Below are 21,106 nucleotides of genomic sequence, written 5' to 3' on the forward strand. Positions count from 1 at the left end.
CAACACCGAACGTTCCCCCTGCTACGTTTGCGCCAAGATGCGCCGCGGGCACCTCTACCACAAGGCAAAAGACCTAGGCTGCAACAAGATTGCGCTGGGCCACCACCTTTCCGACGTCATCGAGACCACCGTCATGGCGATGTTCTACGGTTCGCAACTGCAGGGCATGATGCCCAAACTCCACAGCCTGAATTTCGGCGGCATGGAACTCATCCGCCCTATGTATTGCATCAACGAGCAAGACATTATCAACTGGAAAAATTACAACGGGCTGCAGTTTATCCAGTGCGCCTGCCGCTTTACCGAAAGTTGCACCGTCTGTGACAACGGCGGTGGCGGTAGCAAGCGTCAAGAAATCAAGATGCTCATCAAGCGCCTCAAGCGCGAAAACCCGAACATCGAAAAGAGCATCTTCAACAGCCTGCACTCCGTCTGCATCGAGACGTTCCCCGGCTACAAGGCCGACGGCGAGCTGCATTCGTTCTTGGACGATTACGAGGAACGCCTACCGCAGAAAGGGTAAACGAATCGTGTTTTTGAACCCGTCCGTTTGGAGTAGAAAAAACGGCGCTAAGGCTCTATTTTTCCCTCAAAATTTGAGGGTTTTATGCAAGTTTCTCGTGTCAACAAGGTTTTTGCCCGATTGGGGCGTTTTCAGGTCAAGTTTCGCTGGTTGATTCTGCTGGTAACAGCCGTCGTGACGGTTTTGGCGAGTCTCGGGCTCCCGCATCTGCAGATGAGTAGCAGTGAAGAGGACTGGTTCGATGACTGGGATAAGGTGAAGATTGACCAGGCGCATTTCAACGAAAAATTCGGTAGCGACGATGGCTACATGGTGATGGTCCGCGCCGCCGACGTTTTTGCGCCAGAGGTGTTGCAGGCAATCGACAGGCTTTCGCGTAGGCTCGAAAGCGAGGTCCCGTATGCCGACCGTGTGGTTTCGCTGACGCACAATTTGTCGATTCCGGTCGCAAATGACGAAGGTTTTGAAGTCATCGATCCGTTTGAGGAAGGCGTTCCCAACGACCCGCAGGAACTGGAATCGAAAAAACAGTTGATTCTTTCCCGCGAATCCCTCGTAAACAACATCGTCTCGGACGACGCGAAAGAAACCTGGATTATTCTCGCGCTAAAATCATACGAGGGCGGCATCAATTTTGGCAAAGACAGCATTGCGCCTTTTGCACGCGACATCATCTATTCCGACGAATTCAAGAGCGACAAGTTCGAAATGCTCCCGACGGGCATGAGCTACACGGAGATGGAAGAAAACGAGGTCATTTCGCGGGAATGTGCCATGCGCATCGGTTTCGGATTCCTGGTGATGCTCGTATGTCTTATCCTGTTTGTTCGTTCGCTGCGCGGCGTGGTGGTGCCCGCAATTGCAACAGTTGGCGGCATCGCCTCGGTGCTCGGCATCAATGCGTGGCTCGGTGTTGTCGGCGACGAGAGCATGGTCGCGCTCCCGGTGCTTTTGGGAATGGCGCTTTCGGTGGGCTATTCCATCCACTACATCAATTCATTCCGCATGCATTTTAGGCGCACGGGCAACCGTCGCGAATCCGTGATTTGCGCCGTCGAGGAAACGGGCTGGCCCATTCTCTTTACCGTCATGACTACGGTCGCATCGTTGATTTCGTTCCTGTTCGCGGGAATCCGCCCCATCCGCTGGATCGGCGGCATTTCGGCAGGCATCGTCACGATGGTTTATCTGTACGTCATCATCCTGATTCCGGTTCTCATGAGCTTCGGCAAGAATGCAAAACCCGACCCGACGCAAGTAAAGTCGGCAGGTGCCACCAAAGCGGACATTCTCTTTGAATTCTTTGGACGCAAGGTGTGCAGGCACAGCATTGTTATCGCGGTGATTTCGGCGGCGGTAATGTTGCTGCAGATTCCGGGAATGATGCGTATTGACGTGAATATGGACTACACCGAAACCATGGGTGAAAAGATTCCCTTCGTGGTGCGGCTCAAGGACATGCTCAGCGGAAAGCTCGGGAGCCTCTACGACTTTAACGTGATGGTGGAATTCGATGACGCGGACGCGCTCAAGAATCCCGCCAACATGAAACGCATCGAGCAACTTGAACAGAAACTCGGAACGCTCCAGCTCACCAAAATTTCGGGCGACAAGCCGCGCGTGCAATCGGTGACGCGTCTCGTGAAAGAGATGAACCGCACGCTGAACGCCGACAGCATCGAGTATTACAAGATTCCCGATGCACAGGACATGCTCACGCAATTGCTTTTCTTGTATGAGATTTCGGACCCGGAAGCGCTTTTCGAATATATGGACGAAGATTACAAGACCTCGTTCATCCATATAGAACTTTCGGGCTACGACGCCAACAAAATCGTCGAGGACCTGGATTCGGCCCAAAGCTACGGCGCACAGATTTTCCCCGACGCAAAAGTTTCTGTCGTGGGCGAAGTCGTGAATTACGCCGAAATGAACGGCAAACTGGTCGGCGGGCTTTTGCGCTCGTTCGGCGGGTCGTTCGTGATTATCGCCATCATGATGATTCTTGCATTCGGGAGCATCAAGGCGGGCCTTATCGGGATGATTCCAAATGTCGCGCCGGTACTCCTGATAGGCGGCGTCATGGGCTATTCGGGCATGTCGCTCGACATGATCACGATGATCGTGATGCCTATGATTTTGGGCATCGCCGTCGACGACACCATCCACATGAACAATCACATCAAATACGGTTACGAGCGCACGGGCAGCTACAGGCACGCGCTACTGCTCTCTTACCGCGAAATCGGAAAGACCATGGGCATGACCACATTCATCCTTTGCGCGATGTTCTTCGTATTCATCTTCAGCCCCATGGGGGCCCTCCACAACGTGGGCCTGCTCTCCATCGTGGGCCTAGGTGCCGCACTCCTTGCCGACTACACGCTCACCACGGCGCTTGTTTACCTAAGCAAGCCGTATGGACGCACGCCATCCTAAGCAAAAAACCGAAAGGTTCGTAGTCGAAGGATTTAGGGCGTTCCCCGGCCCAAGTTCCCTGAGCCTGCCGAAGGGTGGGCCGGGTCGGGCTATACTCGCTTCGCTCGCCGAGCCTGTAGTCTCGGCCCTTACGGGTGACTATCCCTAACGCAAAACATCTTCATATAAAAATGATTCTATTAAATAAATTATATTTCAGTCGAAGATGAAAAAAAGCATGTTCGTAAAATTAGCGTTGGTCATATCTATCTTGGCCGCTTTTTGCCACGCCAGTGATGTTTCTAATCGTTTTTTTAGATTCGGTACTAGCATCGGTCTTTCCTACGATTTTTTGGTGGGAAAAGATGGAAACCTGATGAATCCCATGGATTTCAATGGCCCGGGGTTTCTACTTGCAATCAATACCATCTTTAACTTCCACGATCTCCCGGCACTCCGTACGGGGCTGACGTATAATGTCCGTTCACTTGAGAACAACGTCGGCTTCGCAGACGAAAAGCTTGATCGCGACACCTACGTACGATATGAGACGGTCAGTTTCGGAATCCCCGTTCTTGCTCATTTTCAAACACAACATCTGTTCTATTTTGATGCTGGTTTGACTTTCGCTTTTATCATAAATGCGAAAGAGGCCTACAGCTGGAGAAAAAACAGCACCTACGGATTTTTAACAAAGTGGGATGACGAGGGCCTTTCCTTCTGCGACGTACAGCTCACTGCTGGAACGGGAATCATGCTTGGGAACCGCTTTGAATTGGGCTTACAAACATTATTCGGCCTGACAACTGTTTTGGACGCAAGTGAAATAAACAAGCGGTATGACGATATTAGCGTACACCTGTTATCATTAAGCGTAGCTCTCGGTTTCTATTTCATTTAGCAACGCGTTAATCATGAACGAGCCTGTCTTACAAATTGCCCAAGGTCTTGCCATTCCGTTTTTAGGGACGGTTCTCGGAGCCGCATGCGTGTTCTTTATGCGCAAGCAGATGAGCCAAAACCTCAAGCGGGGTCTACTCTCGTTTGCGGCGGGAGTCATGGTGGCGGCTTCTGTATGGAGCCTGCTTTTGCCCGCAATCAGTGCGAGCGAATCGATGGGTAAACTCGCTTTCATCCCAGCGACGGTCGGATTCTGGGCCGGCATCCTGTTCCTGTACATTTTAGACAAAATAACACCGCACTTGCATCTGGGTAGCGCCACGCCCGAAGGCCCCAAGGCAAAACTCAAGCGCACGACCATGCTCACACTGGCGGTGACATTGCATAACTTGCCCGAGGGCATGGCCGTCGGCATCGTTTTCGCGGGTTGGCTTTCGGGGAATGTGGCCATCACGCTTTCAGGTGCGTTTGCGTTTGCCATAGGCATCGCCATCCAGAATTTCCCTGAAGGGGCGGTTGTCTCGCTCCCGCTCCGTGCCGAAGGGGCTTCCCGCAAAAAAGCTTTTGCCCTGGGCGCACTCTCTGGAGCCGTAGAACCCGTAGGCGCGTTAATCACGCTGCTTGCGGCTGAAGCGCTCTCGCCGTTCATGCCTTACCTGCTCTCGCTTGCGGCAGGCGCTATGATTTATGTCGTAATCGAAGAAATGCTCCCCGAAGTCAGCGAAGGAGAGCATTTTGATGCCGGCACCATCCTTTTTGCCGTGGGCTTCACGCTCATGATGGTGCTCGACAGCGCGCTATAAAATTTCACTTAGAAAATCAGCAATCCGATGTGGTAGCCGATAAAGGCCAAGCCCAGCGAAAGTGCCAAGTAGTAGCCCATGATGGTGGCTAGCCACTTGAACGAGCCTGCCTCGCGGTAGGTGGTGCCCATCGCCAGCACGCAGGGAACGTTGAACATCGATGCAAACAGGAATGCGAGCGCTTCGGGCTTGCTGATGGTACTTGCAAGCGCCTCGCCCAAGTTTTCGCTTGCAGCCACGCGGGTCACCAGTGAAAACGCCTCGCCAGTATGGTTGAAGAGCGTACTCATGATGCCAAGCGAAGCTTCCTTACTGAACATGCCGCCCAGATAAGAGACGAACAGCTCCCAGCGCATGCCAAAGAACATCGTCACCGGCTCAATCGCATTGCCAATCTTGTACAGGAGCGTATTTTCCACATTCCCGTCGCCCGCGTAAGAGAGCGCCCAGAAAAGGGCCGCCACCATCAGAATCATCTTCAACGCCTTCTTGAAAATGCCCCAGGTGCTGCGCCCCACCATCGCAGCAATCATCTTCCAATGCGGCTTGTGATACGGCGGCAGTTCCATAATCATGCCCACGCGTTCATTCTGCGGGACAAGCTTTTTGCCGAACAAGCGCGAAGACAGGTAGAAGCTTGCAAAAATCAGCGCCACGTAGCCGATACCGAACAGCGGTGCGGCCGACCCGAAGAATGTAGACGCCAGGAACAGCACCACCGCCACCTTGCTTCCGCACGGAATCGCCCACAACAGGACGAGCGCAAGCAGGCGTTGTCCGCGGGTATCGAGTACGCGCGTACCGCAAACCGCACCCGCCGTGCAGCCAATTCCGGAGAACAGCGGCATAATCGCCTTGCCCTGCAAACCGAGGCGCGAAAGCCAGTTGTCGAACGCATACGAGAAACGCGCCATGTAGCCGATTTCTTCGAGAATGCGGAATACGAAAATGATGGAGAAAATGAAACTTGTCATACAAATTGTAATACAAGTTCCACCGACGAGCACCAGATTGATGAACGAAATCACCACAGGCCAAACGCCAAGCGCATTGCCAGCGCGTTCTATGAGCGACTGCAATACAGGCTGCATTCCAAAACCGATTCCCATGCCCGGGAAAGCGAGAATCATGCACGCAATCAGCGAGACAACCATGATGCCGAACGCAAAGAACTTGCCCTTGATATGGTGCGTGGCGATGCTGTCCCACTTGCTAAAGACCTTCTCGATGGACTTGGGCGTCGCCGATTCACGCACAATCTTCGAAACCCAGCGATACTTGGCCTCGCCGGTGAGAATTCCGCCGTCGCGCCCTTCGTCGCTATCGAGGATTGCATCAATCGCATTTTTCCTAGCGAACGGAAGCGATTCGCGCACGACACCGCAAATGAGCTTGTCTTTTTCGAGGAGTTTTTCCGCTATCCATATTTTTTCACACACGCCATACTCAAAGTCGCCTAAAGCCGCTTCGATGCGGCTAATGATATCATCCGTTTTTTCGCCAAGCTCTCCCCCGCTAACGAGTTCCTCGCGCAGGCTCCCGCTATCCAAGCAAACAGGCGTCTTGATGGCCGAAACCATCTTCTTGAAGAATTCCGGATAACGCTCCGTTTCGGCCGCGCTGAAACCGAGCACCGGAACGCCGAGGCGCTTTTCAATCGCACTCACGTCAATCTTCTTGCCCGCCGCTTCGGCCACATCCATCATGTTGAGCACTAGCATCACGGGCATGCGAATGCCCACAAAATCCGCCAGCATGTAAAGGCTGCGTTCCAGCTGCGACGCATCTACCAGAATGCACACGAGGTCGGCCTTGCCGCTCTGAATGTAGTCGCGGGTAACGACTTCTTCTTCGGAGTTCGCCGAAAGCCCGTAACTGCCCGGAAGGTCAATTACTTTATACGTCGTACCGTCAAAAACAAATTCACCTTCGGCCTGTTCCACCGTTTTGCCGGGCCAGTTGCCCACACGCTGGTGAAGCCCCGTAAGGTTGTTAAAAAGCGTCGATTTACCAGAATTGGGCTGCCCGAGCAAAGCAATAGTCTTGATTTCGCTCATTTTTACGATTCTACCTTGACAAAAATCTGTGAACTTTCCTTATGGTTAATGGCAATGACCGTGTCGCGGCAAAAAACGAGCACCGGCGAGCGCCCGTCATTCTTGAGGAGCGTAAAGGCGGAACCCGGCGTAAGCCCGATGGAAACAATTCTTGAAATAAAGCGGGAATCGCCCTCGATCTGGGCGACAGTTCCGCAACGATTCTCGCCCATTTCGGCGAGACTCAATCGGTCAACAAAATCAGCATTTTTCATGCGCCAAAAGTAGCCGAAAAGCGCTCAAAAAACCGCTCCAAATAGACTACGGGGAATCCAGAACGATTTACAGTCCGTTCGGTTTTAAGCAAAACCATTTGGAGTAGAATTTTTAGGCCCATATCCCTATTTTTGCACCGCAAAAAAAAGAGGATACAATGAGCCTTCCAAAAATCAACATTGAAAAAATCAACGAGCGATTCGGCCGTTTTGGCGAATTTTTGCTCGGTCACCGCGCCATTATGCTGGTGGCGTTTGTCGTTTTGCTTGCGGTTTCGATCGTGGGCATGAAAAAAATCTACGTCGAGGCGTCGTGGGACAGCTACTTTATCGAGGGCGACCCGATGCTTGTCGAAACGGACAAGTTCAAGGAAACTTTCGGTAACGACTATTTCGTGGGCGTGCTGGTCGAGAGCGACCATTCCATCTTGACGCCGGACAACCTGAAGCTTTTGCGCGAGCTTTCGAACGAACTGCGCGACAGCCTCTCGTATTCCGACGGCAAGGCAACTTCGATTGTCGATTTGGAATACATGCTCGGCACCGAAGAGGGCATGGAAATCACGCAGATTGTGCCCGAAGAAATCCCGACGGACGAGGCGGGCCTCGCTGAAATCGAAAAACGCCTGGCCGACAAGCCGGAACTGGCGAAGAAGCTGATTTCGAGCGACCGCAAGCAAGCCTTCATCAACATCAAGCTGCGCCCCTTCCCCGAAGATTCCGTATGGAAGGCCGAAGGCGAAGCGAAGGGTGAAAAGGCTGAAGCTCCCGACATGAAAACGGGCCGAGAAACGGCTGTAATCATCGCGAAGGAAAAGTATGCACCGCTGAACCCGCGTGCAACAGGCATGCCTTACTTGAGCTTCGAGAAAATGACTTACATCGGTCAGGAAATGGGCCGCATTTTCATCATGACCATTCTCTGCGCCATCATCGTGATGTTCCTCGTGACGCGTTCGCTCCGCGGAATTGTCTCTCCGCTGATTACGACTTTTGCGGGCGTCATCATGACATTTGGCCTGGTGGGTTATCTCGGGCTTTACATGGATGCGACCAACATCATGGTGCCTGTGATTTTGGCCTTCGCCGTTTCAATTGCATACAACATTCACATCAACTCGTTCTTCCGCAAGAACATGATGCTTACGGGCAAGCGCAAGGAATCTGTGCTTTTCGCCATGCGTGAAACAGGCTGGTCGGTGCTGTTCTCGGGTCTTACCACGATTGTCGCGTTGCTCAGTTTCCTTTCGGTGATGCTCAAGCCGATTCGCTCCGTGGGCATTCTTTCGTCGATTGCGGTCGGATTCATTTTGCTTGTAGCGTTGACCATTTCGCCGATTCTTCTGAGTTTCGGTAAAGACAAGAAGCCAAACGCCAAGGTGCTTGAACGTGGCGACACGCGCATGGGAATCATTCTCGATTCTATCGGCAAGTTCGTTCTCGGGCACGGCAAGCCGATTGCGATTGTATTCGCCGTCGTGACTGCAATTTCTGTTTTCGGGCTCACCAAGATAGAACCCGCCTTTGACGTGGAACGCACTATGGGCCGCAAGGTCGAATACGTGAACAAGATGCTCTACGTGGCAGAATCCGAAATCGGAAGCTTCTATTCGTACGACTTGGTGATTGACTTTGGTACAAACGACAAGGCCAAGGAAGTCGAGAATCTGAAAAAATTGGAACAGTTGCAGGAACACGCCGGCAACTACCCGCTCACCAAGCGTTCCACCTCGATTCTTGACATCGTCAAGGATTTGGACCGCACGCTGAACGAAAACCGTCAGGAAAAATACGCTATTCCCGAAACAGAAGAAGAAGTCGCGCAGTTGCTTTTGCTCTACGAAAACGCGGGCGGCAGCGAAGCAACTTACTGGATGGATTACGATTACAGAAAGCTCCGTTTGATGGTCGAAATTTCAAGCTACAACTCTAATGAGCTCCAGAAGGAACTGGAAGACTTGCAGGCATACGCAAGCAAGCTTTTCCCGGACGCGAAGGTGACTGCCGTGGGCAACTTGCCGCAATTCACCGCCATGCAGCAGTACCTGGAAGTGGGCCAGATGACTTCGTTCCTGATTTCTGTAGTCATTGTGGCTGTCCTTTTGATGATTGTCTTCGGCAGCATTCGCACGGGCCTTATCGGCATGATTCCAAACATTGCGCCTGGTATTTTCGTGGGCGGTTACCTCGGGCTTACGGACATTCCGCTTGACATGATGACAGCGACGCTCATCCCGATGATCATTGGCCTTTCCGTTGACGACACGATTCACTTTATCAACCATGGGCATGTGGAATTTGATCGCACCCACGATTACCGCGAATCGATTCTCAACGTATTCCGCACGGCGGGCCCGGCTCTCGTGATGACGACGATTATCATGGTGGCGACCTTTGCGGGCTTTACCACCTCAGCCGCAACGCAGATGTTCAACTTCGGTTTCGTGGTGTTCGTGGGGCTTGTCTCGGCACTGCTCGCCGACCTGTTCGTGACACCGCTTTTAATCAAGAAATTCAAAATTTTTGGAAAATAGGAGAAAATTATGAATATGAAATTCGCAAAAACAGCCGCGACAATTATCGTCGCCTTGAGCGCCATGGTAAGCGCAGAAACTTTGACCGGCCGCGACATCGTGCAAAAAGTGCATGACCGCCCCGATGGCGACACCCGCAGTTCCGAACTCTCGATGACTCTCATCAACAAGAGCGGGGCAAAGCGCGAACGCAAGATTACCTCGTTTGCAATGGACGTGGGCAAAGACACCAAGCAGATTATGTTCTTCCGCTACCCCAACGACGTGAAGGGTACGGGATTCCTGACCGTCGATTACGACGACATCAACAAAGATGACGACAAGTGGCTTTACCTGCCCGCCATGAAAAAGACGCGCCGCATTAGCGGAAAGAGTTCCAAGACGGATTACTTCATGGGCTCCGACTTCACTTACGACGACGTGGGCCAGCGCAACATCGACGAAGACACCCACAAGCTCCTCCGCGAAGAAAAAGTGGACGGAATCGATTGCTGGGTGGTTGAATCCGTGCCGAAAAAGGGCGACGAAATCTTCTCGAAGAAAATCTCCTGGATCCGCAAGGACTGCCTGATTGCCGCCAAGGTGGAATACTACGACAAGCTCGGCAAGTTGCACCGCGCGCTGAAGGTCGAAAACGTGGTTCAGGTAGACGGATTCTGGTCTATCGCCAAGATGAGCATGGAAAACGTTCAGACCAACCACAAGACGCTCCTTGAATTCGGCGACATCAAGTTCAACATCCCGCTGGATGCGAAGACATTCACCGTGCCGAGATTGGAAAGAGGATTGTAACAATGTCTAAAATCTGGTGGTTAGCGATTGGGGTGGCGGCGGCGGCCGCTGTCGCCCAAGAAAGCCCGTTTCAATTCAACGGATTCGTGGACACGTATCACGCCGTCCAGACGCAGCATCCGCACGACTTCACCACTTCGCGGACGCGCCTGCGAGCGGAACTCCGCGTAGATTACGAGAACGCTTACCTGTTTGCCAGCCTAAATGGAATTCACAACGGCATTCTCGAAGACCGCACCGGAGTGCAGTTGCAAGAAGCGTATTTCAACTACCAGAACGACTTTCTTGAAATCCGTGCGGGCCGCCAGATTGTGGTGTGGGGCGTTGCCGACGGGCTTCGTGTTACCGACTTGATTTCGCCTGTAGATTACACCGAATTCATGTCGAGTGATTACGATGACATGCGTATGGCTGTTGACGGTTTCCGCATCAAGTACCCCGGCGAGCGCGTGAATGCCGAAATCGTTTACGTGCCCGTACCGCGATACTTCCAGATGCCCATGCAAGAAGAAAACCCCTGGCGTCCTGAATTGCCCGAAAAAGCAAGCATCGATTTCCCGGATGGTCCCGATGCCAAATTCAAGAACGGCGACTTCGGAACGCGCGTCTCGTTTTTCCTCTCAAATCTAGACTTCTCTATCTCGGCACTCCATACGCATAACCAGTCGCCCGTTACGCTCGTAGGCTACGATCCCGTCAAGGATTCTATTGTCATCCACGGCATTCATGAGACCATGACCATGATCGGAGGCGACCTCTCGATGCCTGTCGGCGAATTCGTGCTGCGTGCCGAAATTGCAGAATACTTTGGTGAAGCGCTCGGTTATGCCAACAACCTCGATTACGCCCGCAAGAACACGTTCAATGCGCTCGGTGGAATCGACTGGTACGCCGGCGACAACTGGACTTTCATGGTGCAGTATTTACACAAGTACATCGCTGATTATTCGGACAAATTAGCCGCCGAAAAGAATTCCTCAGAAATGACTTTCCGCATTTCAAAGGAACTGCTGAACAACACGCTCAAGCTTTCGCTCTACGGCATGTTCGATATAGACAACCTTGCCTATTACGCACGCGTTTCGGGCGATTACTCCGTTACAGACCAGGTAATGATTTCGCTCGGTTACGACCACTTTGGCGGCAAGCGCGGGCAACTCGCCGGCTACGACAAGAACCGCGAAGTCTGGGCGAAAGCGAAGTACTACTTCTAATAAAATCTAATGAACTTTGAAATTGAACCGACATCGCGCACGCGCAATCCCTATTCTGCATTCACGATGCGGCGTGTATTTTGCATCGGCATTGTCGTTGCCATTTTGCTGCACGCAGGCTTTTACGCCTGGGGATTCATGAAGCGGACGCAAGTGGTTACCACCCGCGAAGATGCCGAGGTGATTCATGTGGAGCGTTTGCTCTTGCAACCGCCTCCGCCCCCACCTGAAGTCAAGAAAATCGTGAAGAAGGTGGTTCGCGCGAAAATTATCCCGAACATCGTACAAGATACGGTGCCGGAACCTGAACCTGAACCAGAGCCGGAACCCATTGTGGTTACAGACGCGGAACCCGTTGTCGAAGCACCGCCTGAGCCAGTGGCACCGCCCCCACCGCCACCGCCGAAGCCCTCGAAGGATTCGCTGATGAAGGTGACGAAAGCCTACCTTATCGGGCTTTCCAAGGCTTTCGAAAAACAGAAGGACTACCCGGCAACAGCCCGCCGCCTAAAGCAAGAAGGCACCGTGCGCGTGCAGTTTACGGTTGCAAAAGACGGAAGCATCAGCGGTGCGGTTGTGGCAAAACCCTGTCCGTATTCTTCACTGAACGAAAGTGCGCTTGCCGCCGTGCAGGCCGTGCCCAAGTTTGACCCGATTCCAGCTGTACTTGGCAAGGACACCTGGAAAATGGAGATTCCAATCAAGTATAACCTTCATTAAACAGGAACACAATGAACTACATCTTAGACTTTATTCAACAGGGCGGCGTTATCGCCTACGTGCTCGTGGCGATGAACTTCGTCGGTTATTCCATCATCGTATGGAAAATCATCTCGCTGATCCTCTTCAACAGGAGCATCCGCAAGCGCCTTCCGGCGAAAATCCTGCATCGCGTGGTGACGCACAATACCGACCATCACATCATTATCGAAAGCATCCGCACCGAAATTGCGCTCGCCTTCTCGCCGTTACAGAAGGGTATGACTACGATTGAAAACATCGCGAGCATCTCTCCGCTGCTCGGCCTTTTGGGCACCGTGTTCGGCATATTCAACGCCTTCAGCGTCATCGCTGTTTCGGGCCTTTCTGATGCGGGTGCGTTCGCTACAGGCATCAAACTTGCTCTCATTACGACGGTGATTGGCCTTGTGGTCGCCATTCCGCACGTCATTGCGTTCAACTACCTGAACGCCCGCATGGAATCGGAACAGGACAACGTGGAAAACGACGTGCTTTTGCAGCTGGGCCGCATTCTCAAAGAAAAGGACCACATCCGTTCTCAGAGCGCCGATTCCGCAAACGAGGATGCATAAATGGCCAAGCGCACACGCCGAATCCGGCCCGACATGACGCCGCTCATCGACTGCGTCTTTTTGCTACTGGTGTTCTTTCTGGTGACATCCGTCTTCAAGCAAGACGAATCAGTGCTCAAGCTGATTCTGCCCGAAACTCAGACCGAAACCAAGCGCGATACTCCCGAAGGCCTGTACATCGAACTTTCCGAAACGGAACTCGCATTTAACGGCCAGCGTGGCACGCCCGACGAACTCCGCGAAAAGGCCGCAACAGTGCAGAACAAGAAATCCCCTGTCGCCATCAAGATCGACAAGGGCACAACTTACGAGCGCATCGCCGTCATCCTCGACATTTTACAGGTGCAAAAACTGTACAATATCCAGCTGATTAACGAGATAGAAAAAGAATAGCCTACTTACACGCGCCCACTTGCCAACTTCATTGAAACTATATATATTTATGCATGTATTAACATATTTGCATAAACCTCGGGTGCCGGTCCGACCCGCCCCACGGAGAGACGATGAAGATTATAGACATTCTGAAGCAAGACAAGATGAGCCTTTCGTTTGAAGTGTTCCCGCCCAAGAAAGAGACGAGCTTCGAAAACGTGAAGGCGGCAACAGAATCCATCGCGGCCCTCGGCCCCGCATTCATGAGCGTCACCTACGGCGCAGGCGGTGGCGTAAGCCATTTCACCCTCGACATCGCAAAGAACCTCAAGGAAAAGTTCAACATCCCGATGCTCGCCCACCTCACATGCGTCTCGAGCAGCAAGGAAACGGTCCACCAGCGCATCGAGGACATGAAGGCAGCGGGCATCAAGAACGTGATGGCGCTCCGCGGCGACCTCACTCCCGAACTCATCGAGAAGGGCCGCGACAACTGCGACTACCACTACGCCGTCGAACTCATCCGCGAACTCAAGGCTGCCGACGCCGACTTCTGCATCGGTGCCGCCTGCTACCCCGAAAAGCACCCCGAAAGCGCAAACCAGGCCGAAGACATCAAGCACCTCAAGGAAAAGGTCGACGCAGGCGCGGATTTTCTCACCACGCAGATGGTTTTCGACAACAACCTGTTCTTCAGCTTCCTCTACAAGCTGCGCGATGCGGGCGTGAACTGCCCCGTGCTCCCCGGCATCATGCCCATCACGAACGCGAACCAGGTGGAACGCGCCATCAAGCTTTCCGGCTCCTTCATGCCGCAGCGCTTCAAGTCGCTGGTCGACAAGTTCGGGAGCGACCCCGAGGCCATGAAGCAGGCGGGCATCATCTACGCGAGCGACCAGATTATCGACCTGTATGCCAACGGGATTACAAACGTGCACGTTTACTCGATGAACAAGCCCGATGTGGCCGAAGGCATCCTGAAGAACGTTTCCGCTATTCTCGGGAAGAATTTTGCCTAAAAAATTGTCCTCTTTTCCTGCCTTTATGCTATATTAAGGAAGGAAATACCCTCCAAAGGACAATCAGATGACCGACGAACAATTCCGCCTTTTCCTGGATGCGATAAACGCCCAGACAGACGCCATCAAGGCCCAGACCCAGGCTTTAGCACAACTCAAGAGCGTCCTTGTTTTGAACACGGCTCTCAGTCTCAGCAAGACCCGTTCTACCGAAAACATTCCCCTCCAGGAAGAAGGCGGACTTGCCGGTGCTATCGAGGATATCGGCAAATTCCTCGAAGAATCCAAGGTTCCCGAAAACTGGAAGGGCAACATCACTAACGAGATTTACGTGAAGACGTTCTCCGGCAAACCGCTAAAAATGGAAGAAATCTGACAATCATTCCATTTTGGACGATAACGCAACAAACTCTCCGGTTCATTTTATATATATTGTGCTAGAGCCCACCGGGCAAACAAGTTTTTTATCACAAGGAACAAACATGCTCTCTTACGCAGACGCCTACAAGATTGCCGCCGAAGTCCACAAAGACCAGAAGGACAAGGCCGGCGGCCCCTACATTGACTTTCTCCAGAACGTTGCGGATTACCTCAAGAACAAGGGCGAATCCGAAGACGTGCAGGTTCTTGCGATTCTGCAGGACCTGATTACGGGCGCCACCAAGAAGACCCCCGAAGAAGTCATCGCGATGGGCGTTCCGGCAGACATGGTCGAACTTATCCAGAAGATGACCTACCACAAGAACCAGGGCTGGATTGACGAGTACAGCTGCAGGCTCATGGAAAAGGGCGTACCCGCAGAAGACGCGACTTACGACGCCCGCGAGAAGGACTTTGTGCGCTTCGTGGAAACCCTCAAGGACAATCCCGTCGCAGCAAAAGCCAAGAGCGCCATCTTGAACGTGCTCATGGAAGACAAGTACATCCACAGGCAGGAACGACGCGAACTCAAGACGAAGTTCCGCCTCAAGAAGTACAAGGCCGCCATCGAAGCCCTCGGCGTGTAGGCCACAAAAGACACCTTTTCGCCCCGCACTGCGGGGCATTTTTTGTAAGGGAAAAAGCAAGGAATGATTCGAATAAAGGAACAGATTGTAAGCGGGCTCGTTGCATACCCCAAGGCGCTCCGCCTGATATGGACAAACAAGCTCACCAAGTACCTGGTGCTGCCCGTCGTTTTCAACATCATTGTGGTTGTCGCGCTCATTTTCGCGGGATTCGGTATCGGCGACTGGATCAACGGCACCATCGAACGACACACCGAGAACATGAACGGCTGGATACAGGCCGGCATGGTCGCCATCAAGATTGTCCTCCCCATCATATTCTTCATCGTCTTCATTTTCATCGGCGGCACCATCGTGAACGTCTTGATGTCGCCCATCTACACGATGCTTTCGGAAAAGGCCGAAACCATCCTCACCGGCAACGAGTTCCCGTTCGACGCGAAGCAGACCCTGAAGGATATCTGGAGGGCTCTGCTCATCGCCCTCCGGAACACGGCAAAGCAACTGCTGCTGACCGCACTCTGCCTCCTCCTGAACCTGATTCCCGTCGTCGGGAGCGTAATCTCGATTTGCCTGATTTTCATCATCAACGCCTACTACTTCGGGAGCGGCTTCATGGACTACACCTTCGAGCGCTGGCGGTACTCCGTCAAGGAAAGCCTCAAGGGCACGAGCGAACTGAAGTACCTGGCTATTGCGAACGGGGCCGTGTATTCGCTACCGTTATACCTGTTCTGCGGGGCATTTATCGCAGCCTTTATCGGGGGCGTTTCGGCAGTCGCCGCGACAATTTCGCAAATAGAGATAAAGGGAAAAACGAGACGATAGGTAGCACCCGTAGACCATTGCCGAGCATAGCGCATTTTGCTATTTTTACGCGCGTAATTTAAGAGTCCCCGTAAACCATGCGGGGCAAAACAAAAAGGAACACAACCATGGCAAATAAAGTCTATAACTTTAGCGCAGGACCGTCTGTCCTGCCCGAACAGGCACTCAAGGAAGCATCTGCTGCATGCATCGACTTCGAAAACAGCGGCATCAGCATTCTCTCCATGAGTCACCGTTCAAAGCCGATTGAAAACATGTTCGCCCAAACGGAACAGTACCTCCGTGAATTGATGGGCATCCCTGAAGACTACGACATCGTTTTCCTCGGTGGTGGTTGCTCCCTTCTGTTCTGCATGCTCCCGATGAACTTCCTCAACCAGGACGCTACGGCCGACTACGCTCTGACTGGCGTTTGGGCAAACAAGGCTTACAAGGAAGCGAAGCTTTTCGGTAATGCTCTCGCCGCTTGCGACACCAAGTCCGAAACTTACAGCCGCATCGACAAGAACCTGAAGCTCAGCGACAACGCGACTTACCTCCACGTTACCGCAAACAACACCATCTACGGTACCGAATGGCACAACTTCCCGAAACCGAAGTCCGGCTTCCTCATGGCTGACGTGAGTTCCGACTTCCTCGCCCGTAAGATCAACGTGTCCGACTTCGGCGTTGTGTACGGCGGCGCCCAGAAGAACATCAGCTGTGCTGGCGTGACCGTGACGATTATCAAGAAGGGCCTCCTCGGCAAGGTGAACCGCACCATCCCGACGATGCTCAACTTCCAGACCCACATCGACGCTGCCAACATGTTCAACACGCCTCCGGTATTCGCCGTGTACGTGATGAACCGCACCCTCAAGTGGCTCAAGGAATTCGGTGGTGTCGAAGCTATCGAAAAGGTGAACCGTTCCAAGGCCGCCCTCCTCTACAGCGCCCTCGACAACTCCAAGGTGTTCGTCGGTACCGCTGCCAAGGAAGACCGTTCCATCATGAACGTCCCGTTCGTGTTCAACAAGGACGTGGTCGCTGCCGACAAGGCCGATGACCTCGCCAAGGAATTCCTCGAATTCGCAAAGGAACGCGGCCTCCAACAGCTCAAGGGTCACCGCTCCGTGGGCGGCTTCCGCGCATCAATCTACAACGCGATGCCGGTCGAAGGCGTGCAGGCTCTCGTCGACTGCCTCGGTGACTTCGAGAAAAAGGTGCTCGGCTAAAAAAAGATCCCCGTGCAAACGGGGATGACAAGCTGTTTTAATCGTCACCCTCGCAAAAGCGAGGGTCTTTTTTATTCTGCGTCAGACTTCTTGAATTTGTTCACGACGTCGGGAACGATGTCCATGACCTTCGACACAAGCGAGCTGTCCTTGCTGATGGGCATCACGCGCACATCGTCGCCCTTGATGACGAGGAAGGCGACCGGTTCGACCGAAGCGCCACCGCCGGAAGCGGACGTATCGCCCTTGGACTGGTGACCGCCAAAACCGAAGCCCACGGACACGCGGCTCACGGGCACAACGGTAGATTCACCGGCCTGGATGGGGTTACCGATAACCGTTTCTGCCTTAGTGATGAAACGGAGCTTTTCCAAAAGAGTTTCTGCAAGTTTTTCAATAGCCATATTTTTAATATAGATTAAAGATTAGAACCTGGCTTCATAAATGCGGTCGCTCGCCGTGAAAAAGCGACGTTCCAGGTCAAACCAGCCAAGGTAGCCCCACACGACAACGATTCGCCCACCAGGTAGACGCGATGCGATGCCGTTCACTCCTTCGCCGGCGTTGAAGTAAGTATTTTCCACATCGCGGACAACGCCCTTGGGTTCAACCTTTTTCAGTTGCGCAGCCCACCGGTCATAGGTATCGGAATCCACCTGTTCCCAGCTTCGCGCAACGTTCCACTGCAAATTCGCATCGCGATAACTCTGCACCAGAACCGGGAAATACGACTTGACGCCCAAGAAATTCTGCGTCTGGATCGAAGTCCGTCCCGCCTCGCGATGTTCGAAGGGCAGGCTCAGGAATTCCTGCGGGAACCCGCCGCGATAGCCGGGGAAATTGCGGACATACTGTTCGAGGTCGCTCCTTTCGTACCGGCGGAAGCTATCGTGACGGAATATGAAAATGCGAGCGTCGGAGCGAATACTTTGTTCCAAGAACGAGCCGCGGAGGATTGGAACAATCCCCTGGAAACGACCGCTGTTGGTGTAATAATCCATCGCATAGACATCGCTCTTGAATTCAAGAATAGACACATCGAGCGTATCGCCCGGCATTACCGGATAGCTAAAGTCCACCCGCTTCACAAGCGAAGGGATGTTCTCACCCACCGGATTTTCGTTCACGTTCACATGCGACGGACGAATGTTCTTATAAAGAATCGAGGCATGGTCCAGCGGCGGGACTTCCTTTTCCTTGCATGCGCAAACAGCCATCGCCACGAAGGCGAAAGCGGCAAGCAGGCAAAGGCGTGCGACCCGGCAATTCATGACGTTAAATTTAGAATTGAAGAATCTAGTCATGCCGAACCGCATTGTTGCAATGTTCATAGAGAGGGCATTTTGCGCACCGGCACGTCGACTCGCGACAAATAAAGTCGTTTTTTCCCCATTCCAGGTAGAACTGGAGCGCATGCGCTGCCACATAGGGGCAATCCGGACTAAGGATCTTGCAATAATCGTCCAGCATCTTCTGCTTTTTTTCCGGTTCCAGGTCCGCAAAAGAATCGTCCCGAGCAGGCCCCAGCATCGCAAGGAAACGCCTCGCCCCCATCGTCAAGGGGAGGGGCGCCGGACGTTTGGGAGATGCGCAATCGAGCCCCAGGCCAATCGGAGCGGGAATCAGCAGACGATAGATGGCGGCACAGGCCTTCGGCCTCGGGTTTCCTTTTCCAACAAAATAAATTTCACCGAGATCGCGCCATATTCCCTCGGGGGTTCTGGAATTGAGCCACTCCAGCATGTTGCCGTGACGACGCACAAAGAGCCCGACACTCCAGAAAATTCCGGGAATATCCGGCAAGAGTTTCCATTCGTAGCCTTCGAGGGCAGATTCCGCGCACGACTGAATTTCCTTGACACTCGGCACAGGGAGATTCCAAAGGCGGTCGCCCGGGAACTGCTTCTGTAGCGCCGAGAGAACCGAGACAAACGCCGGATAATCGATTCCCTGGAACAAAGTCGTCCCCAAAAGCGTCCACGCAATTTTGGCCGAGACATCGGATTCCCTAGACGAAACGGCGACAACCGGATCGGGGACTTTGCTGAAATGTCGTATAAAATCGACGGTCGACTTGAAAAGCGCAGGCTCGTCGCTTGCAAACCGCCTCGCCGAAACCATTAGAGGGCCTCGCCCACCTTGACCGCCATACCCACGCGGCTCTGGAAAAGGCCCGGGTTCCTTTCGCGGATTTTCTTGTCCACCACGAGAATCACGGTGCTACCCATCTCGAATCGGCCCAACTCGCCACCTTTTTCCACCTCAATTTTTTGAGGCGGATTCCAGTCGTAGCGTTTGCAGTCCCTGGGAAGCTTGCCCGCATTCACCAGGAGGTCGTCAGTATAGGCGACCCCGATGCGGCCCACGTTGGTTGCACCCACCTTCACCACAAGCATCTCGGAACCGTCGTCCAGGCGGATGTGGCTCGTGAGGCGTTCGTTGATGCAGAAGAGGCCTTCCACTCGTTCCACGCTCCCGACATTCACCGGCCAGAGCGTCCCGGGACAGTAGCTCGCCCCCACCACTTCCCCCTTCACGGGACTATGGATGCGGTGGTAGTTGAACGGAGCGAGGTAAATCGTAGCAAAGGCGCCGCCCTCAAAACGTTTCGCCATTTCTTCGTCGCGGAGCAAATCCTTGAGCGTATAGGTCTTGCCCTTCGCCTGAATCAGTTCCTGTTTCTCATCGAAAGTGGCGGTCTGCGAAAGGACGCCATCGACAGGCGAGACAATCTCGGAATCCGCAATCGGACGCATGCCGGGTTTGAGCCTGCGGATGAAAAGTTCGCCAATATTCCTGTAATGCGAAATCGGGTATTCCGATTCCTCCATGTTCAGCTTGTAGTAAGCGGCAAAGGCGTTGCGCGCAAGCTTCGAGAAAACGGGAATGCGGAGGCGCGTAAAGACACCGAAGGCGCGGCTCGCGGCGTTCTTCGGCAAAAGCTTCATGAAAACGTAAAAAGCGGTATTCATAATTTGCAAGATAGAAAAAAGTCGCTAGTGATTTTCGAGTTTGCCTACATCCGTGCTGAACATCTTCCACAGGCGAGGTGCAAAGGGGCGAGACCATTCCTTCTCGGGAGCGACCCGGCTTGTCGTTGCCGCCGTAAATTGCGAATACGTCAAGAAAACAAGCTCCCCATACCGCACATCCCACATGGTCCAGAGGATTTCCCAGGTAAAGCCGCCCTTCTTGCCCAAATCGGGAAGCATTTCAACCTTGAGGTAAATCGGCATGGTGACATACCTGATTTCGTAGCGGGATGCGATATCGTTCAACAGGTTTTTGAGCTTGGCAGGGACCTCGCGCTGCAAATCCTGCTCTACGCTGTCTCGCGACACCCAGGGAGCCATATCCGAAAGCGGCTTCCCATCGGCGAAGACGCTTTTCAGCAAGCGGAACGACAACGTGTCCAGATAGAGAGAGTCGGCATCGGGCAGCCTCATCCCCGGAAGCAGTAGTTCTCGCCGCATTTTAGGGAACGCTTTCGCGAACAGGGAATCCTCGACATGCGCAAGGTCGAAATCGAGAGCATCCGCGCTAAAGCTGTGGCACATGCGGCAATCATCCGGACGTTTCGCCACCACCTTGAGCGTCGGGAGCACCCCCACGACCGCCGAAGAATCCAGGCGCGAATAGGCAATGCCGTTCCATTCGCGATACGACTTTTCGTCGCTGATCTTGAGTTCGATTTCGCCACGGGTCCCGCATTCCTCGCACGGCGCATCCCGCATGCCGGAATCTCCGTCACCGGAGCCGCCGCGGGCATCGTCGCGAAGGCCGGCACAACCCACAAGCGAACAGATAACAAACAAAGCAAAAAAACGTTTCATCTTCATCAAAATAACAAAAAAA

Annotated in this window: 22 protein-coding genes; 15 read left to right on the plus strand and 7 right to left on the minus strand. The window is 53.3% G+C overall.

Annotation, left to right across the window (positions count from 1 at the left end; translation table 11 throughout):
* From B2310_RS12440 to B2310_RS12455, 4 genes are all read left to right on the plus strand, one after another.
* Positions 1 to 523 (plus strand): tRNA lysidine(34) synthetase (locus B2310_RS12440; protein WP_290732111.1); only part of this gene is annotated, 523 nt, incomplete at its 5' end.
* Between the two features lie 84 nt (positions 524 to 607).
* A complete protein-coding gene (locus B2310_RS12445; RefSeq protein ID WP_290732114.1) occupies positions 608 to 2,962 on the plus strand; it encodes an efflux RND transporter permease subunit in 2,355 nt (784 codons plus the stop codon).
* A gap of 205 nt (positions 2,963 to 3,167) precedes the next feature.
* On the plus strand, positions 3,168 to 3,842 hold the full coding sequence (locus tag B2310_RS12450) for an outer membrane beta-barrel protein (RefSeq protein WP_290732117.1): 675 nt from the start codon (positions 3,168 to 3,170) through the stop codon (positions 3,840 to 3,842).
* Between the two features lie 13 nt (positions 3,843 to 3,855).
* Entirely contained in the window at positions 3,856 to 4,644 is a 789-nt protein-coding gene (locus tag B2310_RS12455) for a ZIP family metal transporter (protein ID WP_290732120.1), read from the plus strand.
* Between the two features lie 8 nt (positions 4,645 to 4,652).
* On the opposite strand, the gene feoB is transcribed toward B2310_RS12455, so the two are convergent.
* Together feoB and B2310_RS12465 are read right to left on the minus strand one after the other, a co-directional pair.
* Positions 4,653 to 6,701 carry a ferrous iron transport protein B gene (feoB, locus tag B2310_RS12460; RefSeq protein ID WP_290732123.1) on the minus strand — a complete coding sequence of 683 codons (2,049 nt, stop codon included), beginning with the start codon at positions 6,699 to 6,701 and terminating at the stop codon, positions 4,653 to 4,655.
* A 2-nt stretch (positions 6,702 to 6,703) separates the two neighbouring features.
* Positions 6,704 to 6,955, minus strand: a complete 252-nt coding sequence (locus tag B2310_RS12465) for a FeoA family protein (protein WP_254794039.1) — start codon at positions 6,953 to 6,955, stop codon at positions 6,704 to 6,706.
* A gap of 158 nt (positions 6,956 to 7,113) precedes the next feature.
* Here B2310_RS12465 and B2310_RS12470 point away from each other — a divergent pair, with 158 nt between their 5' ends.
* The 11 genes from B2310_RS12470 (at position 7,114) to serC (ending at position 17,251) form a co-directional block, all read left to right on the plus strand.
* The gene (locus B2310_RS12470) at positions 7,114 to 9,489 is read left to right on the plus strand and encodes an efflux RND transporter permease subunit (RefSeq protein WP_290732128.1); all 2,376 of its coding nucleotides are present in this window, start codon (positions 7,114 to 7,116) and stop codon (positions 9,487 to 9,489) included.
* A gap of 9 nt (positions 9,490 to 9,498) precedes the next feature.
* Positions 9,499 to 10,281, plus strand: a complete 783-nt coding sequence (locus tag B2310_RS12475; protein WP_290724102.1) for an outer membrane lipoprotein-sorting protein — start codon at positions 9,499 to 9,501, stop codon at positions 10,279 to 10,281.
* Between the two features lie 2 nt (positions 10,282 to 10,283).
* A complete protein-coding gene (locus B2310_RS12480; protein ID WP_290732131.1) occupies positions 10,284 to 11,495 on the plus strand; it encodes a DUF1302 family protein in 1,212 nt (403 codons plus the stop codon).
* Between the two features lie 9 nt (positions 11,496 to 11,504).
* Positions 11,505 to 12,215, plus strand: coding sequence for an energy transducer TonB (locus B2310_RS12485; protein WP_290732134.1), 711 nt, complete (start codon positions 11,505 to 11,507; stop codon positions 12,213 to 12,215).
* Between the two features lie 11 nt (positions 12,216 to 12,226).
* Positions 12,227 to 12,808, plus strand: a complete 582-nt coding sequence (locus tag B2310_RS12490) for a MotA/TolQ/ExbB proton channel family protein (protein WP_290732137.1) — start codon at positions 12,227 to 12,229, stop codon at positions 12,806 to 12,808.
* On the plus strand, positions 12,809 to 13,201 hold the full coding sequence (locus tag B2310_RS12495; protein WP_290732140.1) for an ExbD/TolR family protein: 393 nt from the start codon (positions 12,809 to 12,811) through the stop codon (positions 13,199 to 13,201). It begins immediately after the preceding gene.
* Positions 13,202 to 13,314: 113 nt separating this feature from the next.
* Positions 13,315 to 14,202: a methylenetetrahydrofolate reductase [NAD(P)H] gene (gene metF, locus B2310_RS12500; RefSeq protein WP_173380941.1), complete on the plus strand. Its 888-nt coding sequence runs from the start codon at positions 13,315 to 13,317 to the stop codon at positions 14,200 to 14,202.
* 67 nt (positions 14,203 to 14,269) lie between these two features.
* Positions 14,270 to 14,578, plus strand: coding sequence for a hypothetical protein (locus B2310_RS12505; protein ID WP_173380940.1), 309 nt, complete (start codon positions 14,270 to 14,272; stop codon positions 14,576 to 14,578).
* A 106-nt stretch (positions 14,579 to 14,684) separates the two neighbouring features.
* On the plus strand, positions 14,685 to 15,209 hold the full coding sequence (locus B2310_RS12510) for a hypothetical protein (protein ID WP_290724113.1): 525 nt from the start codon (positions 14,685 to 14,687) through the stop codon (positions 15,207 to 15,209).
* Positions 15,210 to 15,272: 63 nt separating this feature from the next.
* On the plus strand, positions 15,273 to 16,037 hold the full coding sequence (locus B2310_RS12515; protein ID WP_290732143.1) for an EI24 domain-containing protein: 765 nt from the start codon (positions 15,273 to 15,275) through the stop codon (positions 16,035 to 16,037).
* 107 nt (positions 16,038 to 16,144) lie between these two features.
* Positions 16,145 to 17,251 carry a 3-phosphoserine/phosphohydroxythreonine transaminase gene (gene serC, locus B2310_RS12520; protein WP_290732146.1) on the plus strand — a complete coding sequence of 369 codons (1,107 nt, stop codon included), beginning with the start codon at positions 16,145 to 16,147 and terminating at the stop codon, positions 17,249 to 17,251.
* A gap of 71 nt (positions 17,252 to 17,322) precedes the next feature.
* Here the strand turns inward: serC and B2310_RS12525 are convergent, their stop codons facing one another.
* From B2310_RS12525 to B2310_RS12545, 5 genes are read right to left on the minus strand one after another with little or no spacing between them, the layout of a single operon-like run.
* Positions 17,323 to 17,655, minus strand: a complete 333-nt coding sequence (locus B2310_RS12525) for a GerW family sporulation protein (protein WP_290724119.1) — start codon at positions 17,653 to 17,655, stop codon at positions 17,323 to 17,325.
* Between the two features lie 21 nt (positions 17,656 to 17,676).
* Complete coding sequence (locus B2310_RS12530; protein WP_290732149.1) at positions 17,677 to 18,522, minus strand: hypothetical protein; 846 nt, start codon at positions 18,520 to 18,522, stop codon at positions 17,677 to 17,679.
* A gap of 25 nt (positions 18,523 to 18,547) precedes the next feature.
* The gene (locus B2310_RS12535) at positions 18,548 to 19,372 is read right to left on the minus strand and encodes a hypothetical protein (protein ID WP_290732152.1); all 825 of its coding nucleotides are present in this window, start codon (positions 19,370 to 19,372) and stop codon (positions 18,548 to 18,550) included.
* A complete protein-coding gene (asd, locus tag B2310_RS12540) occupies positions 19,372 to 20,223 on the minus strand; it encodes an archaetidylserine decarboxylase (RefSeq protein WP_173380934.1) in 852 nt (283 codons plus the stop codon). Before asd ends, B2310_RS12535 begins: the two co-directional genes overlap by 1 nt.
* A 24-nt stretch (positions 20,224 to 20,247) precedes the next feature.
* Complete coding sequence (locus B2310_RS12545) at positions 20,248 to 21,084, minus strand: hypothetical protein (protein WP_290724123.1); 837 nt, start codon at positions 21,082 to 21,084, stop codon at positions 20,248 to 20,250.
* Between the last annotated feature and the right edge of the window lie 22 nt (positions 21,085 to 21,106).

The sequence above is a fragment of the Fibrobacter sp. UBA3629 genome (genome assembly GCF_002374005.1).
GTDB lineage: Bacteria > Fibrobacterota > Fibrobacteria > Fibrobacterales > Fibrobacteraceae > Fibrobacter.

What these genes read in the sequence shown, in the direction of transcription:
- B2310_RS12445 (WP_290732114.1), top strand. Translation starts at nt 608, where the DNA reads ATGCAAGTTTCTCGTGTCAACAAGGTTTTTGCCCGATTGGGGCGTTTT.
- B2310_RS12450 (WP_290732117.1), top strand. Translation starts at nt 3,168, where the DNA reads ATGAAAAAAAGCATGTTCGTAAAATTAGCGTTGGTCATATCTATCTTG.
- B2310_RS12455 (WP_290732120.1), top strand. Translation starts at nt 3,856, where the DNA reads ATGAACGAGCCTGTCTTACAAATTGCCCAAGGTCTTGCCATTCCGTTT.
- feoB (WP_290732123.1), bottom strand. Translation starts at nt 6,701, where the DNA reads ATGAGCGAAATCAAGACTATTGCTTTGCTCGGGCAGCCCAATTCTGGT.
- B2310_RS12465 (WP_254794039.1), bottom strand. Translation starts at nt 6,955, where the DNA reads ATGAAAAATGCTGATTTTGTTGACCGATTGAGTCTCGCCGAAATGGGC.
- B2310_RS12470 (WP_290732128.1), top strand. Translation starts at nt 7,114, where the DNA reads ATGAGCCTTCCAAAAATCAACATTGAAAAAATCAACGAGCGATTCGGC.
- B2310_RS12475 (WP_290724102.1), top strand. Translation starts at nt 9,499, where the DNA reads ATGAATATGAAATTCGCAAAAACAGCCGCGACAATTATCGTCGCCTTG.
- B2310_RS12480 (WP_290732131.1), top strand. Translation starts at nt 10,284, where the DNA reads ATGTCTAAAATCTGGTGGTTAGCGATTGGGGTGGCGGCGGCGGCCGCT.
- B2310_RS12485 (WP_290732134.1), top strand. Translation starts at nt 11,505, where the DNA reads ATGAACTTTGAAATTGAACCGACATCGCGCACGCGCAATCCCTATTCT.
- B2310_RS12490 (WP_290732137.1), top strand. Translation starts at nt 12,227, where the DNA reads ATGAACTACATCTTAGACTTTATTCAACAGGGCGGCGTTATCGCCTAC.
- B2310_RS12495 (WP_290732140.1), top strand. Translation starts at nt 12,809, where the DNA reads ATGGCCAAGCGCACACGCCGAATCCGGCCCGACATGACGCCGCTCATC.
- metF (WP_173380941.1), top strand. Translation starts at nt 13,315, where the DNA reads ATGAAGATTATAGACATTCTGAAGCAAGACAAGATGAGCCTTTCGTTT.
- B2310_RS12505 (WP_173380940.1), top strand. Translation starts at nt 14,270, where the DNA reads ATGACCGACGAACAATTCCGCCTTTTCCTGGATGCGATAAACGCCCAG.
- B2310_RS12510 (WP_290724113.1), top strand. Translation starts at nt 14,685, where the DNA reads ATGCTCTCTTACGCAGACGCCTACAAGATTGCCGCCGAAGTCCACAAA.
- B2310_RS12515 (WP_290732143.1), top strand. Translation starts at nt 15,273, where the DNA reads ATGATTCGAATAAAGGAACAGATTGTAAGCGGGCTCGTTGCATACCCC.
- serC (WP_290732146.1), top strand. Translation starts at nt 16,145, where the DNA reads ATGGCAAATAAAGTCTATAACTTTAGCGCAGGACCGTCTGTCCTGCCC.
- B2310_RS12525 (WP_290724119.1), bottom strand. Translation starts at nt 17,655, where the DNA reads ATGGCTATTGAAAAACTTGCAGAAACTCTTTTGGAAAAGCTCCGTTTC.
- B2310_RS12530 (WP_290732149.1), bottom strand. Translation starts at nt 18,522, where the DNA reads ATGAATTGCCGGGTCGCACGCCTTTGCCTGCTTGCCGCTTTCGCCTTC.
- B2310_RS12535 (WP_290732152.1), bottom strand. Translation starts at nt 19,372, where the DNA reads ATGGTTTCGGCGAGGCGGTTTGCAAGCGACGAGCCTGCGCTTTTCAAG.
- asd (WP_173380934.1), bottom strand. Translation starts at nt 20,223, where the DNA reads ATGAATACCGCTTTTTACGTTTTCATGAAGCTTTTGCCGAAGAACGCC.
- B2310_RS12545 (WP_290724123.1), bottom strand. Translation starts at nt 21,084, where the DNA reads ATGAAACGTTTTTTTGCTTTGTTTGTTATCTGTTCGCTTGTGGGTTGT.